The organism is Alishewanella agri BL06, assembly GCF_000272005.1.
GTDB lineage: Bacteria > Pseudomonadota > Gammaproteobacteria > Enterobacterales > Alteromonadaceae > Alishewanella > Alishewanella agri.
The window spans coordinates 165,107-190,093 of the sequence record NZ_AKKU01000001.1; the positions used below are offsets into that span (position 1 = coordinate 165,107).

Consider the following 24,987-nt stretch of genomic DNA (forward strand, 5'->3'; position numbering starts at 1 on the left):
TAATACTTAGAGATAAAAAATGGCTAGTGAAGCTAAGCAACTTTTTATACTTGGTGCCCCGCGTTCAGGTACGACTTTTTTGGCAAGTCTTCTATCGAAGACGAGATTTGGCTCACCATTTGAAACTCACTTTATTCCAAAATATTATAAAAAACTAAACAAAATTGGTGATCTGAATAACTTTAAAAATTTTCAATTACTCCTTAATCGGATTCTTAGAGAGCGACCTGTTATGCAATGGCGGCTAAGAATAAATAGCAAGGAGTTTTACGAAAGTTTTAATGGTGACGTGACGTATCCAAAAATTGTTAACAAACTTTGCGCCTTGAATCGCAGTACTGAAGCGATATGTTGGGGAGATAAAACTCCTTGGTATCTCGGAGAGTTAGATTTAATAAATTCAATGTTTCCTGATGCAATTTATATTTATATTGTTCGAGATGGCAGAGATGTGGCATTGTCATTACTACAAAAAGAATGGGGGCCGAATAATCTTTACGCCTGCGCGAGATATTGGAAGAATCTCAATTCTCAGACAGAATTGATTTCTGAATTGGAAAGAAATAACCAGCTAATAAAAATTAAATATGAAAACTTACTAGATAACCCGCATGATACCCTAAAAAGGGTACTAACATTTCTTAAAGAGGAAGCAAGCGACGAGCTGTTAAAATTCTCGTTGGCCAAACTGAAAGGTAATAATAAAAACAAATGGGTAGATAGGTTTAGTAATTTTGAACGGTATGTTTTTGAGTCTACGGCATCGACTACTTTGCAAAGATTTGGTTATCCGGTCAAATATCAAGAAAAAAATTTGCCGATTCTTTCTGTTTTATTTTGGGTGCACGACAAAGTTAAATGGTCTATTTTTTTTCTTAAAACTAATATCATTGACGGCATAAAAATAAAGTATTTTGGCAAGCAACCGTTTTCTGATTAATTTCCGCTATTAATATTATTATTTTTTTAAATTTTTTTATTTCTCCTCGCTCATTGGATGTGTTTTATTTTTTCAATTAATTTAGATTTTTTGTCATCAAAGTTGGTTGTTGTTATTGTGTTTTCTTTTTCTACGCTTTTCTCAAAATTATTTATAAAAGGTATTGGCTCTTTATTGTGAAAGTAGTTGTTCTTTATAGAAGGGGTTGCGCCGCGGAAATGGAATATTGCATTTATAGCAAACGGCCTGTTATATTGCCTAGATGACTCATCTGAGACATCATAAATAATATTATTGTGAACCTCAAAATTTCCGAGAATAGAACCCCCTATCTTAACTGCAAAAGGCGCAGTCCCGTTTCTCTTTTCAGATATAGGACCAAGTCCCGTTTCTATTAAAATATTATCTGTTATTTTCACATTTGTTATCCAACATCCATGGTCACGACCAGACGTATATACATTTATACCCGGTCCCCTTTGCCTAAAGATAACGTTATTATGTATTAATAAGTTACCGGAAACATGATCACAAGGATTGTTTCTGCTATTAGTCTCATCGTAGAAATGAATACCATAACGTGCCATATTATTGTGAAGGAAATTCCACCCAAGTTCCGGTGCTTGAATATTCCTAAGACCTTTATTTGTTCTGCGTGTAAAGTAGGTAGTATGATGAAAGTGCGAGGTTTGGCGACATCCAATCTCAGTTATTTCATTACCAAACACTTTCAAATCTTCTATGTCGAATCCCGTTCCAGAGATGGCACCACTCATACCATTCGAACATTTTCCCTCTATGTCAGTGACTTTGTTACCAATAATTCTACCGAATTGTGTCGTTTTAATTTGTATTGTAAAGGGGCTTATTGGTGGAACGTAGGGAGAGTCATCTTTGGGGTCATTCATGTTGCCACCCTCTACGGTGAATTTTGAGATTACTATTGCTGTGGAGAGATAAGGATGGATACCCCATGACGGACTTCGAACTATAGCCACCGAGCCAGGGTAACTTACGAAAGAAATATGTGCATCTATATTGCCCTCTAAGGCTCTAAGAAACATTGCTGCCTTACCTGTTTTATGTAACTCTTCAACTCCATGGCTATAAACTATATCTCCGGCTATAAGTCCTTTGTTACCCGGAGCTTTTTTTATCGCTGCATCTCCATTTATAAATTGCCAAGGAGAGTCAAAACTACCTATGTTATTGTTATTACCGTTTAATTTTATGTGGAATATTCGTCCATTATTAACTTTGAATTTAATTTTAGATGAGACTAAGTCGTTACTGGTGATGAAAAAAATCTCACCTTCACCTGTTGAACTTTTAGGGATAGAAAAAGCAACTTCATAAAGTTGATGAGATTCGTATAGATTAGCCGGCCCGCCGGGCAACTTACCATCAGCCTTTTTCCAATAGTAGATATGGGCGGCTGGTCGGGTCTTGCCTGTGCTATCTGTAAAGAATACTTGTCCTTGTTTCTCGCCTAAGTGATAACCCCACACCGTGACAATGGCGCCTTCTCCCAAGCCATCGCCTAAACCGCTGGCAGGTCCATTAATCAGGTCGGAAAAAGCAAGTACAGGCGATGGTCCTGTATTTGAAATATCTTCAGACTGGCTATATCCGTCGACTGTTATTAACCAAAATAAACTCAGAAAGTACAGGATTTTTTTCATAACTAAGTATTGACCCTATTTCTGGCTGTAGGCCTGTTTTTATTAAACTGCCATGCCAAGCTTCTGGCGATTAAATAAAAATAGTATAAGGAGGCGCTGCCTAGGAACAGTCGAATATTCACAAAGCCAAATTTCTGTACTGTTAATCCAATAAGAATTATTGCGGTCATTAGTACATAAATGACTGGTATTAAGACACTTTTAGTGAAAAACAGGGTAATAAGAGTGAGCAAAAAAATAAGTAGATGGCAGGTGCTAATGATCGCAACTTTAGACTCGAGGAACAGACTGAGGTTTTTATATTCATTTCGGCCATGCCACATTTCCCTTTGCATAAACCCTTTCAATGATGCTGGATAACCTTCATGCCAGGCAATTAGCTCAGGTGCCGGTTTAAGTGTGGCTCCTACTTTTAAAGCACGCTGGCAAAAGTCATAGTCTTCGCCTGTTGTAAGCTCAGAACTAAATCCAGCAATTTTATTAAAGAGTTCCCTGGTTACAATTAAATGACCGGAATTGATATAGTTTTTATTTTTCTCAGTGTTAAGCCGGCTATACCAATAGCGATTAACGAAACTTGTCTGACTTGCTGCACGGCAGCGTGATCCCATAATGGTTAGCGGATTTCGGGTGAGTTCCTTGACCACTTTTTCAAAGTTTTCTGGCCAACTACTATCTAGATGAACATCAGCATCGATAAACACCAAAACTTCGGCATCGCTTAGCATAGCGCCCTGATTACGGAGTTCACCGATGGATACGCCCGGATGTATTGTTACTCTGGCACCGAAATTATTAGCGATTCCCGGGGTATTGTCCGTTGAACCATTATCCGCAACGATGACAGCGTCACAATTTCCAAACAGCTTTTTGATAATAGTCAAAGTAGCAGGTAAATGAGCGGATTCATTAAGCGCAGGAATTACAATACTGATCTTGGTGTTAGCAATTATCATTCGGCTGCATCCTGTTGCTCAGTGGCGCGATTTCGCACTATCTTTGCCGGGTTGCCTGCATAGATTGTCGGTTCGGTAGCGGTATCCTTTGTCAGGACACTGCCTGCCGCGACAATACACTGATCCGCCACATCAGCCATAATTATAGCCCCATTACCTAACCAGCAATCTTCGCCAATACTGATTTTAGTAAAGATCCCACCTTGTTGCTGAATAGGTTTGCTGAGATCACTGAACTCATGCTGATTCTTTCCGCTTAAAATATGAACGCCACTACCTAGCAGGGTATTTTTACCGATGCGGCATTTGCCAATATTCCCTTGTGGGCCGATATAAACACCCTCTGCAATGCTGGTATCGCGGTGTGAGAAGATAGTGAGAAAACCAATGCTGATATTATCAGAGGTGTTGGGGCAGGTTAGATGATAAAACGCGGCTCTTAAATAAATACCAATTTTACCTGGGATCAGGCTTAGCAGCTGCGAAAAGCTTTGAAAAGTGCTTTCTCCTTTACTGAAAAGATTTAGCAGCAAAAATAGTAAAAAGCACGGCAGTGCCAATAATATAAAAATCTTTTTTATTAAGAATTTGATGATGTTTTTCATCAGTTGTTCATCCGTGTTTTTATCCAGTTCCGCTCTCGTTTAAAGCGGCAGGTTAGCAGTGCCTTAGCTAATTTATAACTTATTCGCGACAAAACTGGAATCAGCGAATGCGAAGAGCTTTCAGGTATAGATTGAGCAACCAATGCTGCTGCAGGGAAACCTTCCTGCGCATAGTGTGGTCCGAAATTTTGCAATAAAATTATCTGAACTCTGGAAAAGTGCAGCTCTTTTGACTGCGCCAAGCCAGCAGTTATTGCTGTCAGCCAGCAATTAGCTTTATCCAAAAATATCGATGCCTCAGCAGGGCTTAATTCGGCCGCCTGAAACATCAGCATGGCTTTGCGGATGTCTTGTGCCAACCAGGTATCGTTTGCAAATTCTAATTCTGTTGCAGCGCTAAGGTACAAACGCTCATGCTGTACCATCCAACGACAATAGGCTAAAAAGCTCTCCCTTGCATAATGAAAATCAGCATCAAATTCGCCGAGTAGCTTCTTTAGTTGCAGATATCTGGCGATCGATGTCAGTAAGATGGTGTAAGACCAGGCAACTTCAACATCTAACAGGTTGCGGCTCTCAATATTATCGGTTGCAGCAATAGAGTGCTTTATTACCGTTGCGCATTGTTTTAAGTATCTCAAGTTCAGCGATAAATCATAAGCATCAAGCAGTGCAGTAATATAGTTACCCGTGCCTCTGGTTAAGGGGAAAAGAGACTGCGCTTTGCCTTTAATTCGTGTTAAAAGGGCAGGGAGTTCCCGGCTTTTAATAGCCCACAGCTGATTGAATAATCCAGGTGCTTCGCCATGTAATGCGTTCATCCATTCAGCTAACTGAATCACTGCGGCTTTTGATTGCGGGTTACCGGTTAGCCAAAAGTGATATTTTAAGCCTGTTGTATAGCAGTGTTCGGTAGCTGGTCCGCCCCCTGTTTGTCCGGGGATCGAGCTGGTTTGATTATGCTTAGAGTAGGTACGATGGGTTGCGGTATGGGCCGGTAAATAGTGATCAGTGTGCCAAAACAAGCCATTGTTATATTCGACCCTATCTTGTTCGGTGTGATAGATATCAATATCAATAACGTGGCGGGCCAGCTCATCCATAAGTTGAAACCATCGGCTATCGCCAGTTAAGGCAAATTGACGGGCAAAGCCAAACACCGGGTCGTATTGATTATTGTAATGTGAAATATAAGCTGCATGCTCGGGTGGCAAATAAAGTGACTCATGATCTGCGAAAATATCCCCGAAATTTCGCCAACCATATTCGTCTATAATATCTCTTTTCGCAGAGAAGCTATGCTTACCATTTAGGGCTGGTGTCAGTAAAGCGTTTACCGGATCATCGTCTTGGAGCGGGCCGAACCATGGAAAGGCATTTGCTGTGTGATAGTGCGCTACTGCTAGTTGGCACCTCAGTGGTTGCTGTAACCAATGCAGGGTGCCAGTTGCGTAACCTACAGCGACGGCAAAGCGCTGTGTTTTGCGTTCTCCGCCCTGTAGCTCATAATTTTGCCCGGTTATTGCGGGAAACAAACAAAGCTTTAAACGGTCTTTTTTGCAGCTGATGGCTGAAGGAAAGTTTTGCCAGAATTCTGCCTGGGCAATTTGGCATGTCCAGTTTTCGCCGTTAAGCTGTGCCACAGGGCTAGCTTGTTCGGCCTGTGCGATTTCATTATCGTTTTGAAAGACTTTATAGCCTTTGTAAAGTAGCTTTACCTCACCCTGTGCGTTTTGGTGATTTGCGCTTCGCCAGTTAGCCTTGCCACTTGAAGCCTGTAACAGCTGTAGTTCATCTGATTCGCTAACATCAAGCCATTCGCGCTCAGGTGAGGGCTTAAGTGCCGCCTTGCCTGACTGATGACTTTTTAGCAACGCAGAGAAGGCATGAAATTGAATTGAACCGGGATCACCGAGATCCCACAGCCCGCCCGGATGCATAGCGCGTTGTGGATTATGTAAGCGGGCTTCCACCTCGATAATGCCCGCCTGATGCCAGAAACGCAAAAGTAGGCTAATGCGAAGCGTTGGCGCGGTAGCCCCCAAAAATCCGCTTACCAGCAATTCATCAAAAACTGGGCCTGAAACCCAGTGTTCAGTGTTTTGTTCGACCAGAAAAACGGTGGTTTGACCGTCCTGATAAGCGAATTCAAAGCTAAGATCCCAACATTGCTCGTCTTGGCGTATTTTTGTACAAAGCGTTTGCGTGTTAACACTATATTGCGTGAAATCGCTCTGCAGTAACCAACCTGCACTGGTTTTTTCTAGTCTGGACCTGACGTCAGGTATGGCTTGCGGTTCAGCGTGTACTGTTAAGGTTAGACAGCCTGAAAAATTTGCCGCCACACTTAAAATGCAACTAATTTGCAGCCAACGAATGCTGCCGTCTGGCCAATAGGTTAATACCTGATATTGGGCAAAAATAGGTTTTGCTGCCAAAGATAACGTTAAGTGATGAGGATGACTTAGTTCTCCTTGCGCAAAAGGAATGCTAAATTTAACAGGTTCAGCCGTCCTGGCTAGGCCTGATTGTTCACATATTTGTATGTTTATTATCCGCATTAGTAGCAGCTTCTCGAATTAAACTTTAGTAAAAATAAAATGTAGTCTTGCCGGCATTAATCGCTGTAGATGTGTTTGGAATATATGTATCTCCATCGAGATCAGCGAGGTGATTCGGCAGATAAACACGAATCCGATGACAAAAGCGCAACAAAAAATAAGTCCATTCAAAATAATCTCGACTAAAACAGGTAAATTTATTAACGGTGCTATAAGTTCAACCATCAGCACACTTAGCAATAGACCAAAGCAAGCTGGAAGCAGCATTAGCAGCAGCTTAATCCAATTAAATGTGGTTTTGCGTTCCAGGATTGCCATCAGAGAGACTGTTGTCAAAATTGCCAACCAAGCTCTTAGCCAGGTTAGTTCGAGTAAGATAGCTGACTGAAAATACAACAAGGATGTCACAATTATTGCAGTAGAAACTAAATCAAACCAAAACAGGAGTCGTGCCTGCCCAACAGCGAGGCAGGCGTTACAGCACAACGAAAACAAACAAAATGTAAAAAAATACAGCGAAAATGGCTGCAGCAGTGGGGCATAACTTAACCATTGTTCACCCAGTAATACAGACACGATAGATACCGGATATAACCACATAAAGCACGATATGGGTAAAAGTAAACTACTCAGCAATGCGAGACTGAAGCGCGTACGATACGCAAGAGTTTGTTGCTGATGACGATCATGAGCTATCGCAGCCTGGAGAGGTTCTGAAGCTGGAATCACCAGGTTTAATGCCGGCATGATTGCAAGTTCACGTAGTAAATGAAAACCGCCCAACTCCCGGGTGCCAAACCAGCGCGATACCAAAATGCTATCGATCTGTGAGCGGGTAAAGCCTACGATGCCCCTTAAAATAAGCCACTTAGAGAATCGCCACTGCTCGTTGATATTCCGAAAATCTAGTTGCGGTCGATAGCTGCTTATCCGGTAAGAGCCGAGGGTAAAAACAAGAGTGGCAATAAGATTACCTATCACTATTGCCCAGAAGGTCTGCCAAATAAGTGCTATGGAAATAACAAAGCAGAAACTAGCGACCTTTTGCCACAAGTGAAGCTTGAAGACAGGTTTATAGTTAAGCTGTTTAGCCTGAAGCATTAATATCGGGTTACGAACAGCTTTTATTGGTAAAACCAGGCTACTTACCCAAAGTGCAAGACATAACTGCGGTGCGTTGAAGTATGCAGAGATAAAAGGCGCACTTGCTATAATCAACAGCATCATCAACGATTTTATGCCGAGGTCGAGTGACCAAGCTGTATTAAGATCCTGATCACTAACATTATCTTTTTGAATAATATAATGTTGGTTACCCGTGTCAGCGAGAATATCAAATAACTGCAGTGAAATCGCAACCAGGGCTATGATGCCAAATTGCTCTGGGGCTAATAATCTGGCGAGAATTAAGGTACTGATAATTCCTAAGCCACGCTGCACCACTTGTATCAGCAATAAAAAGCTACTGCTTTGAATCACTTTTTGGGAGACGGATTTCATTGCAGGTTATTTTCTGCTGCTGTTACAAGTAAATCTTCACTCACGGCCAGTAAAAGCTGCCTCGCTTGTTCATCATTTACTCCTGTGGTTGAGAAAGCCGTAACGGAAGAGTTAGTTGTTTTAAAGCGAAGTAATTCATAAAGTTGTGCCAGCTTTGCTAAGTGTGGGCGGCTGGTTTTAATGTCTCCGACATGAAAAGTATAAAGTACGGCCCGGGAGCGTCCCTGTGTATTTCTCAGGTAAAGAATCTCCGCCTGTTTCAAAGTGCCATCTCCGAGCTGTTCTCTGCCAGTTATTGTCCAGCGGTCACGATCATAGAGGCGATTATGCCAGCTAATCATTTCACCTTTGTCTTGTCTCAAAGCATAGCTGGCATGTAAAAACTCTACGTTGTTCTCAATGTGGAGCAAATCTCTTGTCAAACCATCATAAAAGGTTATACCCCAATCGGAATTTTCGTTAAGTGGGTATTGCTGAAACTTTCCTGATGCTACGCCTGGGGTTTTAACTTCGGTAAAAGGGAGGTTAGTTCGAACTAACAGCGCCATGACAAGTGAAGCCATCAAAATACCTGCTGTGGAAAGGTTGGTAACTTTACTTATTTTCTTGTCATGCTCCTGCGGAATAGCCGGTAAATCTATCGAAGGTGTTGGGTCTGCAAAACGATTGCCCAGCCAAAACATCAGATAAATCACCAGAAAAAATACCAGCCAGCCGTAGTAGTAATGGTCAGCGCCAAAGCCAAGTTTAAAATCAGAAACCTTGGCGACAAAAATTAACAGAAATGCTCTGAGACTGTTCGCGATGATTGAGACAACAACCGTTAAGACAACAAAGCTAACTTGTTTGTAGAATTTACTGTAGGAGATATAGGCGTATAAACAGGCTAACGAAAGTGATGCTATCAAAAAATTTAAACCTGAGCATGCAACGGCAACTTCAAACAGGCCAAAGGCAGTATGCAGATATAAGCCTTCCCGATATACCGGAATTGAAGATATATTGAGCAAAATGACCGTCAGGTAAGCGGTAACATCTTGTAGCGCTGGGTTGATTGCCTCACCAAAAGGGACCAGAAAATAGAGAAAAATTAACGGAAAGCGCAGGGTGCTTACAACAGCGGTTCCGTAACAAGCCCAAACAGTGAAAATGACAAATGAAATAATACTGAAATGACTGACAAAATTGACTTCAATCAGATACGCACTTAACCAAAGACCCACAAATAGCGTTGCTGCTAATGCCGCAGGCAGAGAATAGGATGCAGAGACATTAACCAGCTGAATTCGTCGACGCCATAACAACCAACCAAAAATGGGTAGTATCAAATAACAGTGCATAAAAGTTTCTGAGCGGCGCCACAGAAGTTCCATCTCACGTAAACTTGGCCAGACCAAGATCACAAATGCCATTAAAATCAAAAGAAAAATAATATTTCGGTTGGTCAGATTCATTATAACTCCCTGTTTAATAGCGCCATCCTGACAGGTTGGATTGTTTTTGACCAATTAGCATGGTTTTCGACCCATCTTCTTAAGTTTATTGCCGGGATTGGGTGCAGTAGCAATTTGACACAGGCAGCTATGGTTTCTTCAGGGGAATCGGCAATAACCAGGGCTGGATCTTTAGGTAAGTTTAAACCCTGACTGGCAACTTTAGAAATGACTAATGGCTTTGCCATCGCCATGGCTTCCAAAACTTTATTTTTTATGCCGCCTCCCATTTGCATCGGCGCTATAGCTAAAGCCGATTGGCTAAAAAAAGGGCGGGTATCAGGCACAGTACCAGTGACCCGAATATTCTTACTGTGTAACTTGAGAATTGCTTTAACCGGGTGGCTACCAACAATCCACAACCTCGCATCCGGGATCTGCGCACAGATATCTGGCCAGCAATGCTCCACAAACCACAATACTGCATTTATGTTGGGCGGATAACTCATGACGCCAGTAAAAATAATGTCATAGGGGTTTGCTTTAACACCCGCAGTAGGGTTGTAGTAATTAAGATCCACACCATTTGAATAAAAATCGAGATGCGCTTTATCGCTTTCATTAGCAGCAAATCGCTGACATTCTTCAGCGCTAACGAAATACGATTTCTGCATCATCTTAAAGATGTGCTGCTCGGTTCCTGAAAGTAATATGGCTTCCCGTTGAAATAGCCATTTCTTCACGCCACAACTATTTTTAGCATATTCAAACCATTTTTCTGAATCGACATCAACAAAGTCGATGACCTTATAATGTTTTTCCCAAGGCTCTGACAAAACGTATTGCGCCATAGAAGAACAATAAACTAACACCAGTAGATCTGGATGCTTCTGCCGTAAGGCGTTAACCCATTGTTTTAACTCACCAGAGTAAAACCAGGCGTTAGTTATTGTAGTGTTAGTGAGTATTGCGGGTATCAGTTGGAAAAAACGTTTTAATCTGGGCAGGTGAACTAATTTAACTGAATAACACCATTTTTTGAGTGCTACATCATAAGCTTGTTCTTGCTTGGTTTCGGTTAGTGCGGCGAGATGAATATTGAAATCGACAGACAATTCCCGAAGAAGGTTAAACGAGCGGATCTTGTCACCTTTGTCCGCAGGGAAGGGTACTCGGTGACACAACAGCAACAGCTCGGGCTTTGCAGAGGCGACCAGATTAGATCGTTGTCCAGATTCGGTTCGCTCCATAATGGATCTTAGTCCGTCGCTTAAATGTGCTTAGCAAGACTTTTTGCGTACACCTGGTGAAGTGATTGCCAGCAGTAGTCCTGCAATAAATAACCGAGTTTAGTTTCCATTCGCTTCAAGTTTACATAATGCCTGAACTTAGACTTTAAACTGGCATCTTTTACTCGTGGTTGCTCGGGATCAATTTCCCAAGGATGAAAATAAAACATATAGGGAGATGGGGTTGAATCCAGGTATCGATTGATAAAACGTTTGCTAAGCCAATATGGTAACAATCTAAAGTAGCCACCTCCAGCTATTGGTAGTTGTTTACCTGCTAAATTTAGAATTGGCATGGGACATTCCCAAATGCCTTCCGGACGCATATAGGGCTGCTGTGGCCAGTCTGGTGTGCCATATAAATCGTGTTTTACCGGATAAGTACTGGAACTATATAAATAGCCGGCTTTTTTTAACTCAGCAAAGGCCCACTCATTGGTTTTATCAATAGAAAAGCTAGGTGCACGATAGCCGAAGACCTCGGCGCCAGATAAATCTTCCAGAAGTGCCTTTGTTGCACGTACGTCCTGAGCGAATTCCTGCTGGCTTTGTTGGGTTGCCTTAGTGTGGTTGTAACCATGGCTTGCTACTTCATGGCCCCGTTGATTAATTTCTTTGACCAGACCAGGAAAACGCTCAGCGACCCATCCCAACAAAAAAAACGTTGCTTTGGCGTCATGTTCGTCAAACAGATCGAGTAAACGGTGGGTATTTTTTTCTACCCTTACCGGCATAGAGTTCCAATTTTTAGGACTAATATTCTTTTCAAAAGCCGCAACGTGGAAATAATCTTCGACGTCAACGGTAAGTGCGCTAACTGGTTTTACAACATTATCTGCCACTATTAGCGCCCTTTACCAAAGATAACGATTTCGACAGTTCGGATCAGAATGGTCAGATCAAGCAGTAAACTTCGATGTTTAATATAGTACAAATCAAACTTTAATTTTTCCATAGCGTCTTCTGCTGAGGCGCCATATGGGTACTTTAACTGCGCCCAGCCTGTTAAGCCTGGTCTGACATTATGGCGCTGCGCATAGTAGGGGATATCTTTTGTTAATTGGCTAACAAACTCTGGCCGCTCAGGCCGTGGACCAACAAAGCCCATCTCACCTTTAAGTACATTGAACAGCTGTGGTAGCTCGTCAATTCGATATTTGCGAATAAAATGGCCAACTTTGGTGACACGGCTGTCGTTTGTGGTAGCCCATTGCGCACCATTTTTCTCCGCGTCCTGACGCATACTTCGGAATTTGATAATTTGAAAAGGTTTACCATCAAAACCAACCCGGATCTGGCGATAGAGGATAGGCGCACCAGTTTTCCGACCGTCTTCCAGATAGATGCACAGCGCCGTAATTAACATAATCGGCCAGGCGAGTAGCAAAGTAATTAAAGCCAGAATAACATTTAACCGATAATCAAGGCTGGTGCGGAAACGTTGACTAATCGACAAGCCGTTGGAATAAATAACCCAGCTGGGGTAAATAAGATTAACCGCAATTTGACCGGTTTCGCTCTCAATAAAGTCTAGAATGTCTGTTACATCGATGCCGCGGGTTTTGCATTTAAACAGAAGGTCAACCGGCAACATATTGCGTCGCTCATCGCAGGCAATAACGAGCTGGTCAATGTTATTCTCTTCAGCAAAGGTAAACAGGTCGTTTTGGAAGTCCAGAGTGATAAGTTTTTCGTCAGGAATATAACCTGGTTTGTCGCCGGGAATATGCACAAAACCGACAAGCTCAAAATAGCGGCGGTCTACTGTGCGGCGCATTCTTTTTTCGATAATGGCAGCTCGCTCCCCTGAGCCTAATATTAACACCCTGCGGCGGCTAAGCTGTGAAATGTCGTGGTACTGAAAAAGCGCCCGGAATGCAGCGACCAGCACTACAGCTAACAGACTACTGAGCAACAATGTTAACCAGCCAGGTGACATTTGTGGCGACAGGTTGAAGACCAGCAATTCCAGCAATGCAAAGTTAAACAGCTGTGTTAAAACTAATCGTTTTATAATTCCGGTATTGGTTTCACGAAGTTTTTGGTCGTACAAACCTAAGGAGAGCGATGACAGCATACTGCCGCAGGTAAATACAAATACATACCCGAGTTGCCATTCGGCATTGAGGGTCAGAGCCAGACCTAATTGAGTACCAGCAAGATAGCCCAGGTGGCAAGCCAGTAAGATTAAGCTCAACTCGCCAAAAAGCAGGATCGTGTCCGATACTTTGAAGCGATTGTTCCTTTTATTGAGCATATAACTTCCTTGACGCAAAACTGCAGACAACTATTACAGAGGGCTTACAGCAAGAGACCAGCAGTAGTCTCAAACGCACGAACCTTAATCTAGCTGAATTCTGGCTTAATTTCTAGCCAGTTTTTTAAATAAAAGATGTAAAAAGTGCAGCCAAACGACTATCTTTTGGTTATATTGATTTCGCATCAGACAAAAGGATGAGTTTTATGACCAACGCCGCTCTAACTAAAAATGCAGTATTCGCTGCTGTAATTATGGCTTTAGGCTTAACCGGCTGTGCCCAAAACAATACACTACCCAAAGCTACCGTTCAAAATTCACTGACCACAACGGTTGAGAATTACCAGTATCTGATAGGCCCCGATGATACCCTGACGATCTTTGTATGGCGTAACCCGGAGCTGTCGGGAACCTTTATCGTGCGTCCTGATGGCCGTATTTCTACCTCTTTGGTTGAAGATATCCCGGTAAGTGGTAAAACGCCGACTCAGTTAGCGCGGGATATGGAGCAGATTCTGGCTAAGTACATCCGTGATCCTGTAGTTACTGTATCGGTTAACAATTTTGTTGGTCCATATAGTGAGCAAGTACGGGTGATTGGTCAGGCGACCAATCCGCAGGCAGTAAATTATCGCCAGTATATGACGTTATTGGATTTGATGATTGCAGTAGGGGGCTTAACTGAGTTCGCCGCGGGCAACAGTGCGAAACTGGTAAGAACACAAAATGGCTCACAACGAACATATGAAGTGCGGTTAGATGATTTGATTCGGGATGGAAATATCACAGCCAATGTCGATATTCTGCCCGGTGATATCATTATTATTCCTGAGGCCTGGTTCTAACGCGATAAGGCATTACGCATTTAACTTTGGATCTTTCAGGGAGGAGTAATGAGAGAGATTCAGCAGGCGTTAGAGTTACTAAGCACTTATTTGCAGGGTGTTTGGTTGCGCCGCCGCTACATTATTATAACCGCTTGGTTGGTTTGCCCGGTCGGCTGGTTCTATGTCTATAAGATGCCGCCGACTTATGAGGCCAGTGCCAGACTTTATGTTGAAAGTAGTACCTTCCTTGAGCCAATTCTAAGGGGGCTGACTATTAACACCAGTCAGCGCGACGAGATTAACTTAATGGCCAGGACATTGTTAAGTCGCACTAACTTGCAGAAAATAGCGCGTCAAGCTGATTTGGATTTACAAACAAAAACCGATCAGGAGTTTGAAGCGCTAATCGATCGTTTGTTGAAAGATATTAAAGTTTCAGGTACCAGTCGCGAAAATATTTACTCAATAAGTTATACCAACCCACAGCCTCAGGTTGCGTTAAAGGTGGTACAAGAGACATTAAATACTTTTATGGAAAACCGGATAGGCTCTAATCGGGCAGATTCTCAAGCAGCTCAGGAGTTTCTGGATCGTGAGATTGCGGACTACGAGCGCCGTTTAGCTGAAGCTGAACACCGGTTATCGGAATTTAAGCAACAACGAATGAATGTGCTGCCGGGCTCAGAGACTAATTATTACACTCAGTTAGCGGCAGAAAAGCAACGCTTGGAGACAGCGCAGCTTGAGTTATCCGAGATGGAGACCCGGCTTGCGGCAGCACGTGGTCAGTTATCAGGCATCAACCCTGCCGATGGCAGCTCGTCCAACATCACAACCCAGTACGACGAACGGATTAGGCAGTTGCAAACACAGCTGGATAGTGCGTTGATCCGTTTTACCGATAACCACCCCGATGTACTGGAGATCCGGAGATTGCTGGATAGTTTGGTAAAGCAACGTGAGAACGAGCTTGCTGCGCTCGCAAAAGCCGGTAATGCTAATTCAGGTTCAGGATTCGTTGCCACGCAAAACTCGCTCTATCACGAATTGCAACTTAATGTAGCCCGTCTCGAAACCGAGGTGGCATCGACCCGGGTTAGGGTGGGCGCATTTCAAAGACGGGTAACCGAACTGGAAGGGCGCTTAAATCTGATACCAGAGATCGAAGCCGAGTTTTCGGGTTTGAATCGTGATTACAATGTTACCCGCTCGAAGTACGAAGCCTTACTGGCTCGCCGCGAAGCTGCTGAGCTGGCCCGACGTGCTGACGCGTCAGAGCAGGATGTGCAGTTCAAAATTATTGAGCCACCTCGGGTACCTTTTGAGCCGTCCGGCCCGAACCGTCGCGTGCTTTATTCGGTTGTGTTACTCATCGGTATTGGTGCTGGCATTGGTATGGCGTTTTTACGCAGCCTAATCTCCCCGGTATTAAGTCGTGCCTCTCAGCTTGCCACTATTAGTAATTATCCTGTGTTTGGCGTGATTTCTCACACACGTAAAGCGCAGATCTTAAGACAGGTTCGGATGCACTTTGTCTATTTTTCAGCATTAAGCTTGTTGTTATTGTCTCTCTACATAGTCTTGATGAGTAATGACATTATTTTCGGCCGTTCTGCTGAGTTGTTACTGAGGGTAGTAAGGTGAGCATTATTGAAAAAGCATTAGCCCGCAAAGCCGGTCAGGTATCGCCAAGCATTGGCTCATCTGATCCAGAAAACAATGGCCGGCAGGCAGCGGGTTTTGACACAAACTTACTCGAATCTGATAGTGCGGGCTCTGCAGCAAACTATGTTGATATCGATTTGAAAGCACTGGAACAGCAGGGTTTTGTGTCGTTAAGTACACAACGACGGCTGATCAACGAAGAATACCGGGTCATCAAGCGAAAACTGATTACTAATGCGTTTGGTCAGTTGGCTGCGACTTTACACCATCCTAATTTAATAATGGTGTCCAGCTCCCGGCCCGGTGAAGGTAAAACCTTTTCATCGATAAACCTGGCCTTGAGTATTGCGTTGGAGCAAGATAAAACCGTGTTGTTGGTCGATGCCGACGTACTGCGTCCAAAGGTCGCCAAAACGCTCAATGTAAGTCACGCCGTTGGTTTAACGGATTACTTGCTGGATCCGGAGATAAAGGTTGCCGATATTCTGCTCAACACCAATGTGCCACGGCTAAAGCTAGTTACGGCGGGTACGCCTCATCATCTGTCTACCGAGTTATTAGCATCGGACCGTATGCTCAGGCTGGCCGCTGAATTTGCCAATCGTTACGCCGATCGGGTTGTGATTTTCGATGCACCGCCACTCTTGGGGGTAAATGAAACCGCTGTTTTGGCGACGATGTGCGGGCAGGGGGTTATGGTGGTGGAGGAAAACAAATCGCGCTTGGCTGAGATTGAACAATCCGTAGCGTTATTACCTTCGGAAATGGCAGTCGGATTTTTAATTAACAAAGCGCATCGTAATCAGGGAAAAGGATACGGTTATGGGTACTATTATGGCGCGGGTTAGAACCTTCGGCAGTAAAAGATATTGGCTATGCCCGGCGATGACGGTGCTGCCGTTGGCTTTGGTTGGTCCACAAGCTATTGCTGCCGAAAGTTTATTTGACGCCTCCCTTAAAAGTGCAGTGTACGGGTATCAGTTAAAGACGGCAGAGCAAAGTAATAAAACGGATGATTTAGTTTGGGAGTTAGCGCCGACAATAAACTGGCAGCGACAAAGCGCTGCGATGAAAACACGTATCAACTGGCGGCACGAAACCTTGTTCTACAAAGATGCACAACCGGACAAACGCAGTTTTAACGAGTTTGATTTTAATAATCAGATTAGCTTTTTTCGCGAACGTTTAATCTGGTCTTTGGATGCCTCGCAAGCCTACCAAATTAGAGACAGTCGTCTGGGGATTTTCTCTGACAAAATTACCGGTGCAGAAAATTTAAGTAAAACTAACCGTTATGGTTCAGGTTTGTTATTTCGTAATCTAAGGTCGGCAAAATACCGCACTGAGCTGGATTTGAGCTATCGGAATTATGATTCTGCTGCCGCTGAAGTCGATGATGGACTGCTTAGCTATCGTACTGAAGCTTATGATGGCCGCTGGTTGTTTGGAACTAACGACAGAGGGCTGAATTTTTTCTGGCAGTATAATGGCAATATACAGCGTGCAGAAAGATCGACTGACAACAACGTTTCCGGTCTTTTACACGGCCTGGTTGTCGGTGTACCCTTTGCTCCTAAATTTTCGGTTATCGGTCGCGCAGGTTCAGAGCGGCTGGATAACGGCCGAGAGTATGATAATAGCTTTGATTATTTTGGTGCGGGCGTGGAGTTTCGGTTCGGCGCACGCTCCCGGATAAATGTTACGATGAACCGAAGTGATTCTGAAGCCTTCGGTCAGCGCAAGGAAACCGATACTTACGCTGCGTCACAGTTTTTAATTGCACCAACTCGCCGTACCAGCCTGGAAGGGTCTTTTGACCGCCGCTATTTTGGCCGCACCTGGGATTTACAGGGTAAATATGATCTGCGCTTTTTATCGATGCGGCTGCGAATTAGCGATAACGTTAGAACGCAAAACCAGTTTGACCGCGAGTTAGAAGATTTAGGAATTTTTGTCTGTCCGGTAGGCAGTACCGATTTATCGGGTTGTTTTAAGCCGCCAACCGACAAGTATATGCCGGTGTTTGGTGAAACCTTACTGCAAGTGCGGGGGCCAAACTCTGAGTTACGTGAAGAGCTGGTCGAACAACGGAATCTTAGCTTGACAGTAGCGTACAGCAAGAATCGGCTCAATGCGTCAATCACGTTGTCGGACACCGAATTACGCTACGTCGAGTCGGGTGATTTTAGTACGAATCAGGGAGCGGCTCTGCAACTGAGTTGGAAGTTAACGGAACACAGTCAGCTACTGGCAAATGTAAATTACTATGACATCGATTACCGTAACGAGAATCGTAAAGACGAGAACTTGTCTGCATCTGTTAGTTATCAACAGCAATTGACTAAACGCTCAGATCTACGGTTTACCATCAGACGTCTCGATCGAAACTCTTCAATCGCAGAATTTGATAACAGCGAGAATCGGGTTTGGATGGAGTACACCTACAAGTTCTAAAGCAACAGCCGGATAATTAATCCGGCTGCCTGTTGTTTAGCCTAAGCCCTGGTCGCGTTGCCGCTTTAAAATTAACTCATCCAATTCTTTTAACATTCTGATTTTCAGCTCTAGAGAGTCATTTAATAGTTGTTGCATGGGTTTATCTTGCTCGAGCTCAGCACTAGCTTGTACGTTTGCTGCCGATGATGCAGCAGGTTTTGCTGTGTTGCTCAGGCTGGGGGCCGCTACCTGATGGGCTACTTCGCCATTAACTTCATCGACGACTTTCTGCACATGCTCCGCCGAGAGAAAAGACAGCTGCTCTAAAAAACCCAATAATAACACTCTATCCATCAACAGGTTGATTTTACGCGGAATACCGCGGCTGAAACGATGGATAACCGGGTAGCTGTCAGGGCTGAGTAGCGGTTCGTTGATGCCGGCAGCTCTTAATCGAAACTCAATATATTCCCGAGTTTCTTCTTCCTGTAACGGGGTTAAGTTCGATGAAGCAATAATCCGCTGCCGAAACTGCTCCATATTCGGCGCCTGGATAATGGCATTTAATTCGTTTTGGCCGAGCAGAAAACTTTGTAGTAGGGGCGAGCCATTGATTTGGAAATTAGACAACATCCGTAACTCTTCAATCGACTCGAGTGGCAGGTTTTGCGCCTCGTCTACCAGCAGTAATGCCCGCCGGTGCTGAGTGTGTAATCGTTTCAGATAAATATAAATCGCATCCAAATAGGCTGCTTTGCTGTGCTCATTTACAACCAGATTAAAACTGCTGGCGATCATGCGGATCAGATCGTCCGGAGCCAGCTTAGAGGTGACGATTTGCCGGGCAATAATTTCATCCGGGCTTAGTTGTGCTAACAGTTGATTGGCGATAGTGGTTTTGCCGGTGCCAACATCGCCGGTAATCACGATAAAGCCTTCGCCTTGCGACAAACCATATTGCAGATACGCCAGGGCCTTTTTATGCAGCCTGCCGGCATAGAAGCAACCGGCACTCGGGGTTAGCTGGAAAGGGCGCTCAGAAAACCCATAATAAGACTCGTACATAAAACTCCTTATGCTGCTCCAAATCTTCCTGGTTCGGGAAAGGCGTGACGGTGTAAATGCTGTGCCTGCAGCTATTTAACCACTTTTTTTCGCCAGAGTCTAAAATTTGCCCGAACAATCTAACCCTTATAAAAAATTGTTGACAGGGATCAGCCGTCAACCTAGAATGCGCCCCGTGTTCAGCGATAACGCTTGCGTGGCGATGAACATAGAAAAGTGTGGGGCTATAGCTCAGCTGGGAGAGCGCTTGCATGGCATGCAAGAGGTCAGCGGTTCGATCCCGCTTAGCTCCACCAAGATTTATCTGCGTCCCCTTCGTCTAGAGGCCTAGGACACCGCCCTTTCACGGCGGTAACAGGGGTTCGAATCCCCTAGGGGACGCCACTAAATCTACACACTTTTCACGACTGTTACAGCGTCCCCTTCGTCTAGAGGCCTAGGACACCGCCCTTTCACGGCGGTAACAGGGGTTCGAATCCCCTAGGGGACGCCACTTCAGTCACACCAGCACACTGTTATGTCCCCTTCGTCTAGAGGCCTAGGACACCGCCCTTTCACGGCGGTAACAGGGGTTCGAATCCCCTAGGGGACGCCACTCATGAAAGTGGTATTTTCCTGGACTAACAGTTCCACATCTTTCGGGGCTATAGCTCAGCTGGGAGAGCGCTTGCATGGCATGCAAGAGGTCAGCGGTTCGATCCCGCTTAGCTCCACCAATTTCCAGTGCGTCCCCTTCGTCTAGAGGCCTAGGACACCGCCCTTTCACGGCGGTAACAGGGGTTCGAATCCCCTAGGGGACGCCATCTTTTATCTCTGATCTGTTTCATATTCTAGTTAATTGTATCGCCGTGATGGCGGTGTGACACCGCGCGATCATTTTGCACGGCGGTAACAGGGGTTCGAATCCCCTAGGGGACGCCATTTTAACTTCCAACATTAGGACACCGCGCTGCCCAATTTCCACGGCGGTAGCAGGGTTCGAATCCCCTAGGGGACGCCATTTTAACTTCCAACTCTTCATTATTATTCTGTAAGTTGTTGCAGCAGCGGTAACATTAAGTCGCGGATCAGCGGCTGCGCCTTCGCATTCGGGTGGATGCCATCCTGCATCATCAACTCTGGCCTGACGGCAATCTCATCCATAAAAAACGGCCATAGCGGGATCTCATTAGCTGCGGCCAGCTGCGGGTATATTCCGGTAAAGCGTTCGACATAACGTGGTCCATAGTTTGGCGGGATCCGTATTTGCATTAACAATGGCTCGGCATTATGCTGCTTGACCAGATTAATCATTTGTTGCAGATTGTTGGCAATTAATTGCGGATCAAAACCGCGTAAACCATCATTGCCACCCAGTTCAATTAATACCCAGGTTGGTTGGTGCTGTTTAAGTAAAGCGGGCAGGCGGGCTAAGCCACCACCAGTGGTTTCACCGCTAATACTGCCGTTCACCAGTTCGATTGGGCTGTCTGCCGCCAGCAATGCTGGCCAGCCTTGATGTTCTTGTAAGCCATAAGCGGCGCTTAAACTATCACCCAGAATCAGTAACTTTTGCGCCAGCGTTGGTTGGCTAAATAAACAGAAAATTAAAACGAAGATAATGCGCATGACAACAACACCTGAAGTTCATATTAAAGCGAGTCATTTGGCTAAACGGGTTAACCTGACTGAAGGATCACTCACTATCCTGCATGATATCAGCCTGACAATCAATCGCGGGGAGTCGGTTGCTATTGTGGGCGCGTCCGGCTCAGGCAAGTCAACCTTACTTAGCTTACTGGCAGGTTTAGACCAACCTACGGCTGGGGAAGTGTATTTAGCTGGTCAGCCGCTACATCAACTGTCGGAAGATCAGCGGGCCGCCGTGCGGGCCAGTCAGGTAGGCTTTGTATTTCAATCCTTCTTATTGTTGCCGGCACTGACGGCGCTGGAAAATGTCACTTTACCGGCCGAACTGGCCGGGGATCGCCGTGCCCGTTCCCGCGGACTGGAGCTATTAGCCTTGGTTGGCTTGAGTGAACGTGCGGATTTTTACCCGTCACAGCTGTCTGGCGGTGAACAACAACGGGTAGCCATTGCACGGGCTTTTATAACCCGGCCCGCCATTTTATTTGCGGATGAGCCATCGGCGAATCTTGATGCGGTTACCGGGCAACGTATTGAAGACTTATTATTTGAGCTTAATCAGCAGCAGGGAACAACCTTAGTATTAGTGACGCATAGTGACGCCTTAGCCAAACGCTGTCAGCGACAGCTGAAGATGCAGGCTGGTCGCTTTATCACTGAGGAGCAATAAAATGGCAACCGCAATCGCCTGGCGCCTGTTCTGGCGCGAACTAAAACGCGGTGAGCTGTGGGTAATCGCCTTTGCGCTGTTCTTAGCCGTATTTTCAGTGGTCAGCCTGAGTGGCATTACGCAAAGCGTAAAATCGGCGTTAGAACAACGCAGTGCGCATTTTATTGCCGCAGACAGAGTCTTGGGTTCCAGCCAGCCGTTTGATGAGCAGATTTTTGCACTGGCAGCAGAGTCGGGCATTGCCAGTGCCCGACAAATGCAATTTGACTCGATGTTATTCAGTAGCGCGCAAATGCAGTTATCGACAGTTAAAGCGGTGAGTAACAGTTATCCGCTGCGGGGCGACTTGATACTGCAGCGTTCCGATAACCTGTTAACGGGTGAAGCCGGTGAGTTAGTACCGGGCACAATTTGGCTGGAGCCGAGGCTGTTTGATTTGCTGCAGGTTGAGGTTGGGCAGAGCCTGGAGTTGGGGAATACTCAGCTGTTGGTTGGTGGGGTTATTGTCAACGAGCCCGATGCACCACTCAGTGTATTCGGCGGCAATCCAAGGGCGATAATGCATATCGACGATGTGGCCGCCTCCGGGATAGTGCAACCGGGCAGCCGCATCAGTTATCGCTATCTGTTTGCCGGCAGCAATAGTGAATTGGATGCCTTTAGCCAGGCAGTGACCCCGCTATTGACGGTGCATCAACGCTGGCGGGATCGGGATCGCCAGTCGGCGTTAGGCAGCGCCTTGGATCGCGCCGAACGCTTCCTGCTATTAGCCGGTTTATTGGGTATCGTACTGGCTGCTTGCGCAGCGGCAGTCGCTGCCAGCCGCTATAGCCAGCGCCACTCGCAGGCTGTGGCAATTATCAAAGCGCTGGGTGCTACAACGCAGCAGGTTAGAGTGATCTATTTTGGTCACTTGCTGCTGGTCGTGCTCTTTAGTCTGGTACTGGGTTTAGCCGTAGGCCAGGTCGCGTTAACCGGCGCAGAGCTCGGTATTAAGCACTATGTCGGTGATTTTCGCCCCGAGTTTAGCTGGCGGCCCCTGTGGTTGGGGGCCTTAACCTGTGTGTTATGCGCCTTGTTGTTTGCCGCCCGGCCATTATTGCGATTAACGGTAACGCCTGCGATCCAGGTATTAAAGCAACCGTTGCAGCAAATGACTATCGACAGACTACAGCTGCTAACCGGTGCTGCCGCCGTATTCGGCCTGATGTGGCTATTTGCCGGCGACTGGTTTATCAGTTTAGGGCTATTTCTGATTTGCGCCGTCTTCGTGGCGATTTTACTGGGTGGTGCGATGTTACTGGTTAAGGCTGCCAAACCGGTTGCTGCGGGGCAAAGCAGTGCCGGTAAGCTGGCGCTGGCGAATTTACGCCGCCGGCTATGGGCCAATAGCTTTCAGCTGATTACTTTTACGCTGGCGTTGTTTCTGGCCTTGCTGCTGTACTTCGTCCGCGCTGAGTTAATCGGGCAGTGGCAGCAGCAGATCCCACCAGGTGCTCCCAACCACTTTTTAGTCAACGTCTCTGAAGCGCAGCGTAGCACACTGGCAGACTTTGCGGCGGAACATCAGTTGCAAACGGATACCTTTTACCCGGTGGTAAGAGGGCGGCTGGTGCAATTAAACGATGAAGTGTTCCGTGAGGAAGCAACCAAGGAAGATCGCAGCGAGCAGCGCACCGGCATCGGGCGGGAACTGAATTTGACCTGGCTGACTGAACTGCCGCCAGCGAACAAGGTTATCGCCGGAACCTGGTTTGGCAGCGACGCAACGGCCGAGGTCTCGGTCGAGCAAGAACTGGTTGAGCGTTTAGGCCTGAAATTAGGCGATACGTTGCATTTCTCTATTGGCGGGCAAGCCGTAACAGCACAATTGACCAGCATCCGTCAGGTTGACTGGAACAGCTTACAGCCGAACTTTTACATGATTTTAAGCCCGGATCTGCTGGCAGATTTCCCCGCCAGTTATATCACGGCGTTTTATCTGGAGTCAGAACGTTATCAGTTGGTGAACCAGTTATCACGGTTGATGCCCACTGTAACGGTAATCAGTGTTGAAGCCATTATTCGCCAGGTGCAGGATATTATTGCTCAGGTGACGCTGGCGCTAAGTTTTATTCTGATTATTATTGCGCTGTCAGCGGTACTGGTGTTAGTGGCTCAGGTACAAGCCACACTAGAGCAGCGGGAGCAGGAGCTGGCGATTTTACGTACTCTTGGCGCCCGTTATGCCTTTTTGCGTAATGCCTTGTTACTGGAGTTCACCTTTCTGGGCATTCTGGCCGGCATTTTTGCGACGGTGCTGGCCGAGGTGTTGTTACTCACCTTGCAACAACGCCTGTTTGAGTTACCCTTTAGCCCACATTATGCGCTATGGTGGTTAGGACCACTGGCAGGTGCCGTTATTGTGTCGTTATTGGGCTGGTGGCAACTACGTAAACTACTACGAATTCCTGGTGCGGTACTGATCCGGCGGGTTATTCAAAGTTAAAGCGAGATGCTACTTAAGTAAAAACCGGCTTGTGCCGGTTTTTTACCAGGTTCGATCCAGGGCGTGATTAAAGCGCTAACGCAGCCAGTGCCTGCTGTAAATTGGGATAGCGAAATTGAAAGCCGGCGTCTAACAGTTTTTTCGGGATCACCCGCTGGCCGTACAGCAAAATATCCGACATTTCACCAAACAACAGTTTTAACACCGGCGCGGGCATTGGCAGCAGCGCGGGGCGTTTTAGGCGTTTAGCCAGCTCAGTACTGAATATCGCATTGGTGACTGGTTTGGGGGCTGTTGCATTGACCGCACCGCTGATCTGGTCGTTATGTAGCAGAAAGTCAATTAGTGCCACCATATCATCCAGATGGATCCAGGACATATACTGGTCACCGGAGCCAATTTTGCCTCCCAGGCCGAGTTTGAACGGTGGTAACATCTTTTTCAAGGCACCACCATCTGCGGCCAGTACCACTCCGGTTCTGATTAGGCAGACCCGGGTCTGTGGGCTGTTAGCCTGCCATGCCAGGTTCTCCCAGCGTGCACAGATATCATGGCTGAACTCGGGAAAAAACGCCTGATACTCTTCGCTGATCTCCTGCTCGCCCTGGCGCCCATAAAAACCAATAGCCGAGCCACTAATGAGCACAGCCGGCGGTGTGCTGGCAGCCGTGATATGCTGCACCAGCTGTTCTGTGAGTTGCCAGCGGCTTTGGCAAATCCGGTCTTTTTGGGCATCGGTCCAACGTTTGTCAGCTATCGGTTCACCGGCGAGATTAATCACGGCATCCAGCTGATTAAAATCAACCTTAGCCAGGTCGGTAATATACTGTACCGCGCTGCTGCCGGGACGCACAGTCCGGGTTAGCACGGTTAGCTGATGCTCATTTTGCCAGTGCTTTAGCAGGGCACTGCCAATAAGACCGGTACCACCGGTTAGCAGGATCCGCATAGCGGCACTCCTTAATGGCTTAATCTGTTAAGTATAGC

19 protein-coding genes and 6 tRNA genes are annotated in these 24,987 nt (G+C 45.8%); 13 read left to right on the top strand and 12 right to left on the bottom strand.

Going from position 1 to position 24,987, the window contains the following annotated elements; translation table 11 throughout:
* Positions 1–19: 19 nt before the first annotated feature.
* The gene (locus AGRI_RS00785; RefSeq protein WP_008983134.1) at positions 20–940 is read left to right on the top strand and encodes a sulfotransferase family protein; all 921 of its coding nucleotides are present in this window, start codon (positions 20–22) and stop codon (positions 938–940) included.
* 50 nt (positions 941–990) lie between these two features.
* Here AGRI_RS00785 and AGRI_RS00790 read toward each other — a convergent pair whose 3' ends face one another.
* Genes AGRI_RS00790 through AGRI_RS00830 form a run of 9 tightly spaced genes read right to left on the bottom strand, consistent with a single transcriptional unit; the run spans position 991 to position 13,223 of the window.
* Positions 991–2,622 carry a hypothetical protein gene (locus tag AGRI_RS00790; protein ID WP_008983135.1) on the bottom strand — a complete coding sequence of 544 codons (1,632 nt, stop codon included), beginning with the start codon at positions 2,620–2,622 and terminating at the stop codon, positions 991–993.
* Between the two features lie 2 nt (positions 2,623–2,624).
* The gene (locus AGRI_RS16135; RefSeq protein WP_008983136.1) at positions 2,625–3,578 is read right to left on the bottom strand and encodes a glycosyltransferase; all 954 of its coding nucleotides are present in this window, start codon (positions 3,576–3,578) and stop codon (positions 2,625–2,627) included.
* Entirely contained in the window at positions 3,575–4,183 is a 609-nt protein-coding gene (locus AGRI_RS00800) for an acyltransferase (protein WP_008983137.1), read from the bottom strand. The genes AGRI_RS16135 and AGRI_RS00800 overlap by 4 nt, the downstream gene beginning before the upstream one ends.
* Complete coding sequence (locus tag AGRI_RS00805) at positions 4,183–6,744, bottom strand: RIFT barrel domain-containing protein (RefSeq protein ID WP_156808342.1); 2,562 nt, start codon at positions 6,742–6,744, stop codon at positions 4,183–4,185. Before AGRI_RS00805 ends, AGRI_RS00800 begins: the two co-directional genes overlap by 1 nt.
* Before the next feature lie 18 nt (positions 6,745–6,762).
* Positions 6,763–8,244, bottom strand: coding sequence for an oligosaccharide flippase family protein (locus AGRI_RS16140; RefSeq protein ID WP_008983139.1), 1,482 nt, complete (start codon positions 8,242–8,244; stop codon positions 6,763–6,765).
* Complete coding sequence (gene xrtA / locus AGRI_RS16145; protein ID WP_008983140.1) at positions 8,241–9,698, bottom strand: exosortase A; 1,458 nt, start codon at positions 9,696–9,698, stop codon at positions 8,241–8,243. Before xrtA ends, AGRI_RS16140 begins: the two co-directional genes overlap by 4 nt.
* Complete coding sequence (locus AGRI_RS00820; protein WP_008983141.1) at positions 9,698–10,927, bottom strand: TIGR03087 family PEP-CTERM/XrtA system glycosyltransferase; 1,230 nt, start codon at positions 10,925–10,927, stop codon at positions 9,698–9,700. Before AGRI_RS00820 ends, xrtA begins: the two co-directional genes overlap by 1 nt.
* 20 nt (positions 10,928–10,947) lie before the next feature.
* Positions 10,948–11,808, bottom strand: a complete 861-nt coding sequence (locus AGRI_RS00825) for an XrtA system polysaccharide deacetylase (RefSeq protein WP_008983142.1) — start codon at positions 11,806–11,808, stop codon at positions 10,948–10,950.
* Positions 11,809–11,810: 2 nt separating this feature from the next.
* A complete protein-coding gene (locus AGRI_RS00830) occupies positions 11,811–13,223 on the bottom strand; it encodes a TIGR03013 family XrtA/PEP-CTERM system glycosyltransferase (RefSeq protein ID WP_008983143.1) in 1,413 nt (470 codons plus the stop codon).
* 206 nt (positions 13,224–13,429) lie between these two features.
* Between AGRI_RS00830 and AGRI_RS00835 the strand changes: the two genes are divergently transcribed.
* Genes AGRI_RS00835 through AGRI_RS00850 form a run of 4 tightly spaced genes read left to right on the top strand, consistent with a single transcriptional unit; the run spans position 13,430 to position 18,169 of the window.
* Positions 13,430–14,068, top strand: coding sequence for an XrtA/PEP-CTERM system exopolysaccharide export protein (locus tag AGRI_RS00835; protein ID WP_008983144.1), 639 nt, complete (start codon positions 13,430–13,432; stop codon positions 14,066–14,068).
* Positions 14,069–14,116: 48 nt separating this feature from the next.
* Positions 14,117–15,694, top strand: coding sequence for an XrtA system polysaccharide chain length determinant (locus tag AGRI_RS00840; protein WP_008983145.1), 1,578 nt, complete (start codon positions 14,117–14,119; stop codon positions 15,692–15,694).
* On the top strand, positions 15,691–16,563 hold the full coding sequence (locus AGRI_RS00845; protein WP_008983146.1) for an XrtA-associated tyrosine autokinase: 873 nt from the start codon (positions 15,691–15,693) through the stop codon (positions 16,561–16,563). Before AGRI_RS00840 ends, AGRI_RS00845 begins: the two co-directional genes overlap by 4 nt.
* Positions 16,538–18,169: a TIGR03016 family PEP-CTERM system-associated outer membrane protein gene (locus tag AGRI_RS00850; protein ID WP_008983147.1), complete on the top strand. Its 1,632-nt coding sequence runs from the start codon at positions 16,538–16,540 to the stop codon at positions 18,167–18,169. Before AGRI_RS00845 ends, AGRI_RS00850 begins: the two co-directional genes overlap by 26 nt.
* Before the next feature lie 36 nt (positions 18,170–18,205).
* On the opposite strand, the gene AGRI_RS00855 is transcribed toward AGRI_RS00850, so the two are convergent.
* Entirely contained in the window at positions 18,206–19,216 is a 1,011-nt protein-coding gene (locus AGRI_RS00855) for an ExeA family protein (protein ID WP_008983148.1), read from the bottom strand.
* A 220-nt stretch (positions 19,217–19,436) separates the two neighbouring features.
* Here AGRI_RS00855 and AGRI_RS00860 point away from each other — a divergent pair.
* The 6 genes from AGRI_RS00860 to AGRI_RS00885 all read left to right on the top strand — a co-directional run bounded on the left by AGRI_RS00860 (position 19,437) and on the right by AGRI_RS00885 (position 20,019).
* A tRNA-Ala gene (locus AGRI_RS00860) sits at positions 19,437–19,512 on the top strand.
* Positions 19,513–19,524: 12 nt separating this feature from the next.
* Positions 19,525–19,600: transfer RNA gene (locus AGRI_RS00865), tRNA-Glu, on the top strand.
* A 33-nt stretch (positions 19,601–19,633) separates the two neighbouring features.
* A tRNA-Glu gene (locus AGRI_RS00870) sits at positions 19,634–19,709 on the top strand.
* A 26-nt stretch (positions 19,710–19,735) separates the two neighbouring features.
* Positions 19,736–19,811 (top strand) — tRNA-Glu (locus tag AGRI_RS00875).
* Positions 19,812–19,856: 45 nt separating this feature from the next.
* A tRNA-Ala gene (locus AGRI_RS00880) sits at positions 19,857–19,932 on the top strand.
* Positions 19,933–19,943: 11 nt separating this feature from the next.
* Positions 19,944–20,019: transfer RNA gene (locus tag AGRI_RS00885), tRNA-Glu, on the top strand.
* Between the two features lie 220 nt (positions 20,020–20,239).
* Here AGRI_RS00885 and AGRI_RS00895 read toward each other — a convergent pair.
* A complete protein-coding gene (locus AGRI_RS00895; protein ID WP_008983149.1) occupies positions 20,240–20,824 on the bottom strand; it encodes an arylesterase in 585 nt (194 codons plus the stop codon).
* Here AGRI_RS00895 and AGRI_RS00900 point away from each other — a divergent pair.
* On the top strand, positions 20,823–21,512 hold the full coding sequence (locus AGRI_RS00900; RefSeq protein ID WP_008983150.1) for an ABC transporter ATP-binding protein: 690 nt from the start codon (positions 20,823–20,825) through the stop codon (positions 21,510–21,512). The genes AGRI_RS00895 and AGRI_RS00900 overlap by 2 nt on opposite strands.
* Before the next feature lies 1 nt (position 21,513).
* Positions 21,514–24,000 (top strand): ABC transporter permease, encoded by a 2,487-nt coding sequence (locus AGRI_RS00905; RefSeq protein ID WP_008983151.1) that lies wholly within the window; start codon positions 21,514–21,516, stop codon positions 23,998–24,000.
* A gap of 67 nt (positions 24,001–24,067) precedes the next feature.
* Here AGRI_RS00905 and AGRI_RS00910 read toward each other — a convergent pair whose 3' ends face one another.
* Positions 24,068–24,949 (bottom strand): TIGR01777 family oxidoreductase, encoded by an 882-nt coding sequence (locus AGRI_RS00910; protein ID WP_008983152.1) that lies wholly within the window; start codon positions 24,947–24,949, stop codon positions 24,068–24,070.
* Positions 24,950–24,987 lie beyond the last annotated feature (38 nt).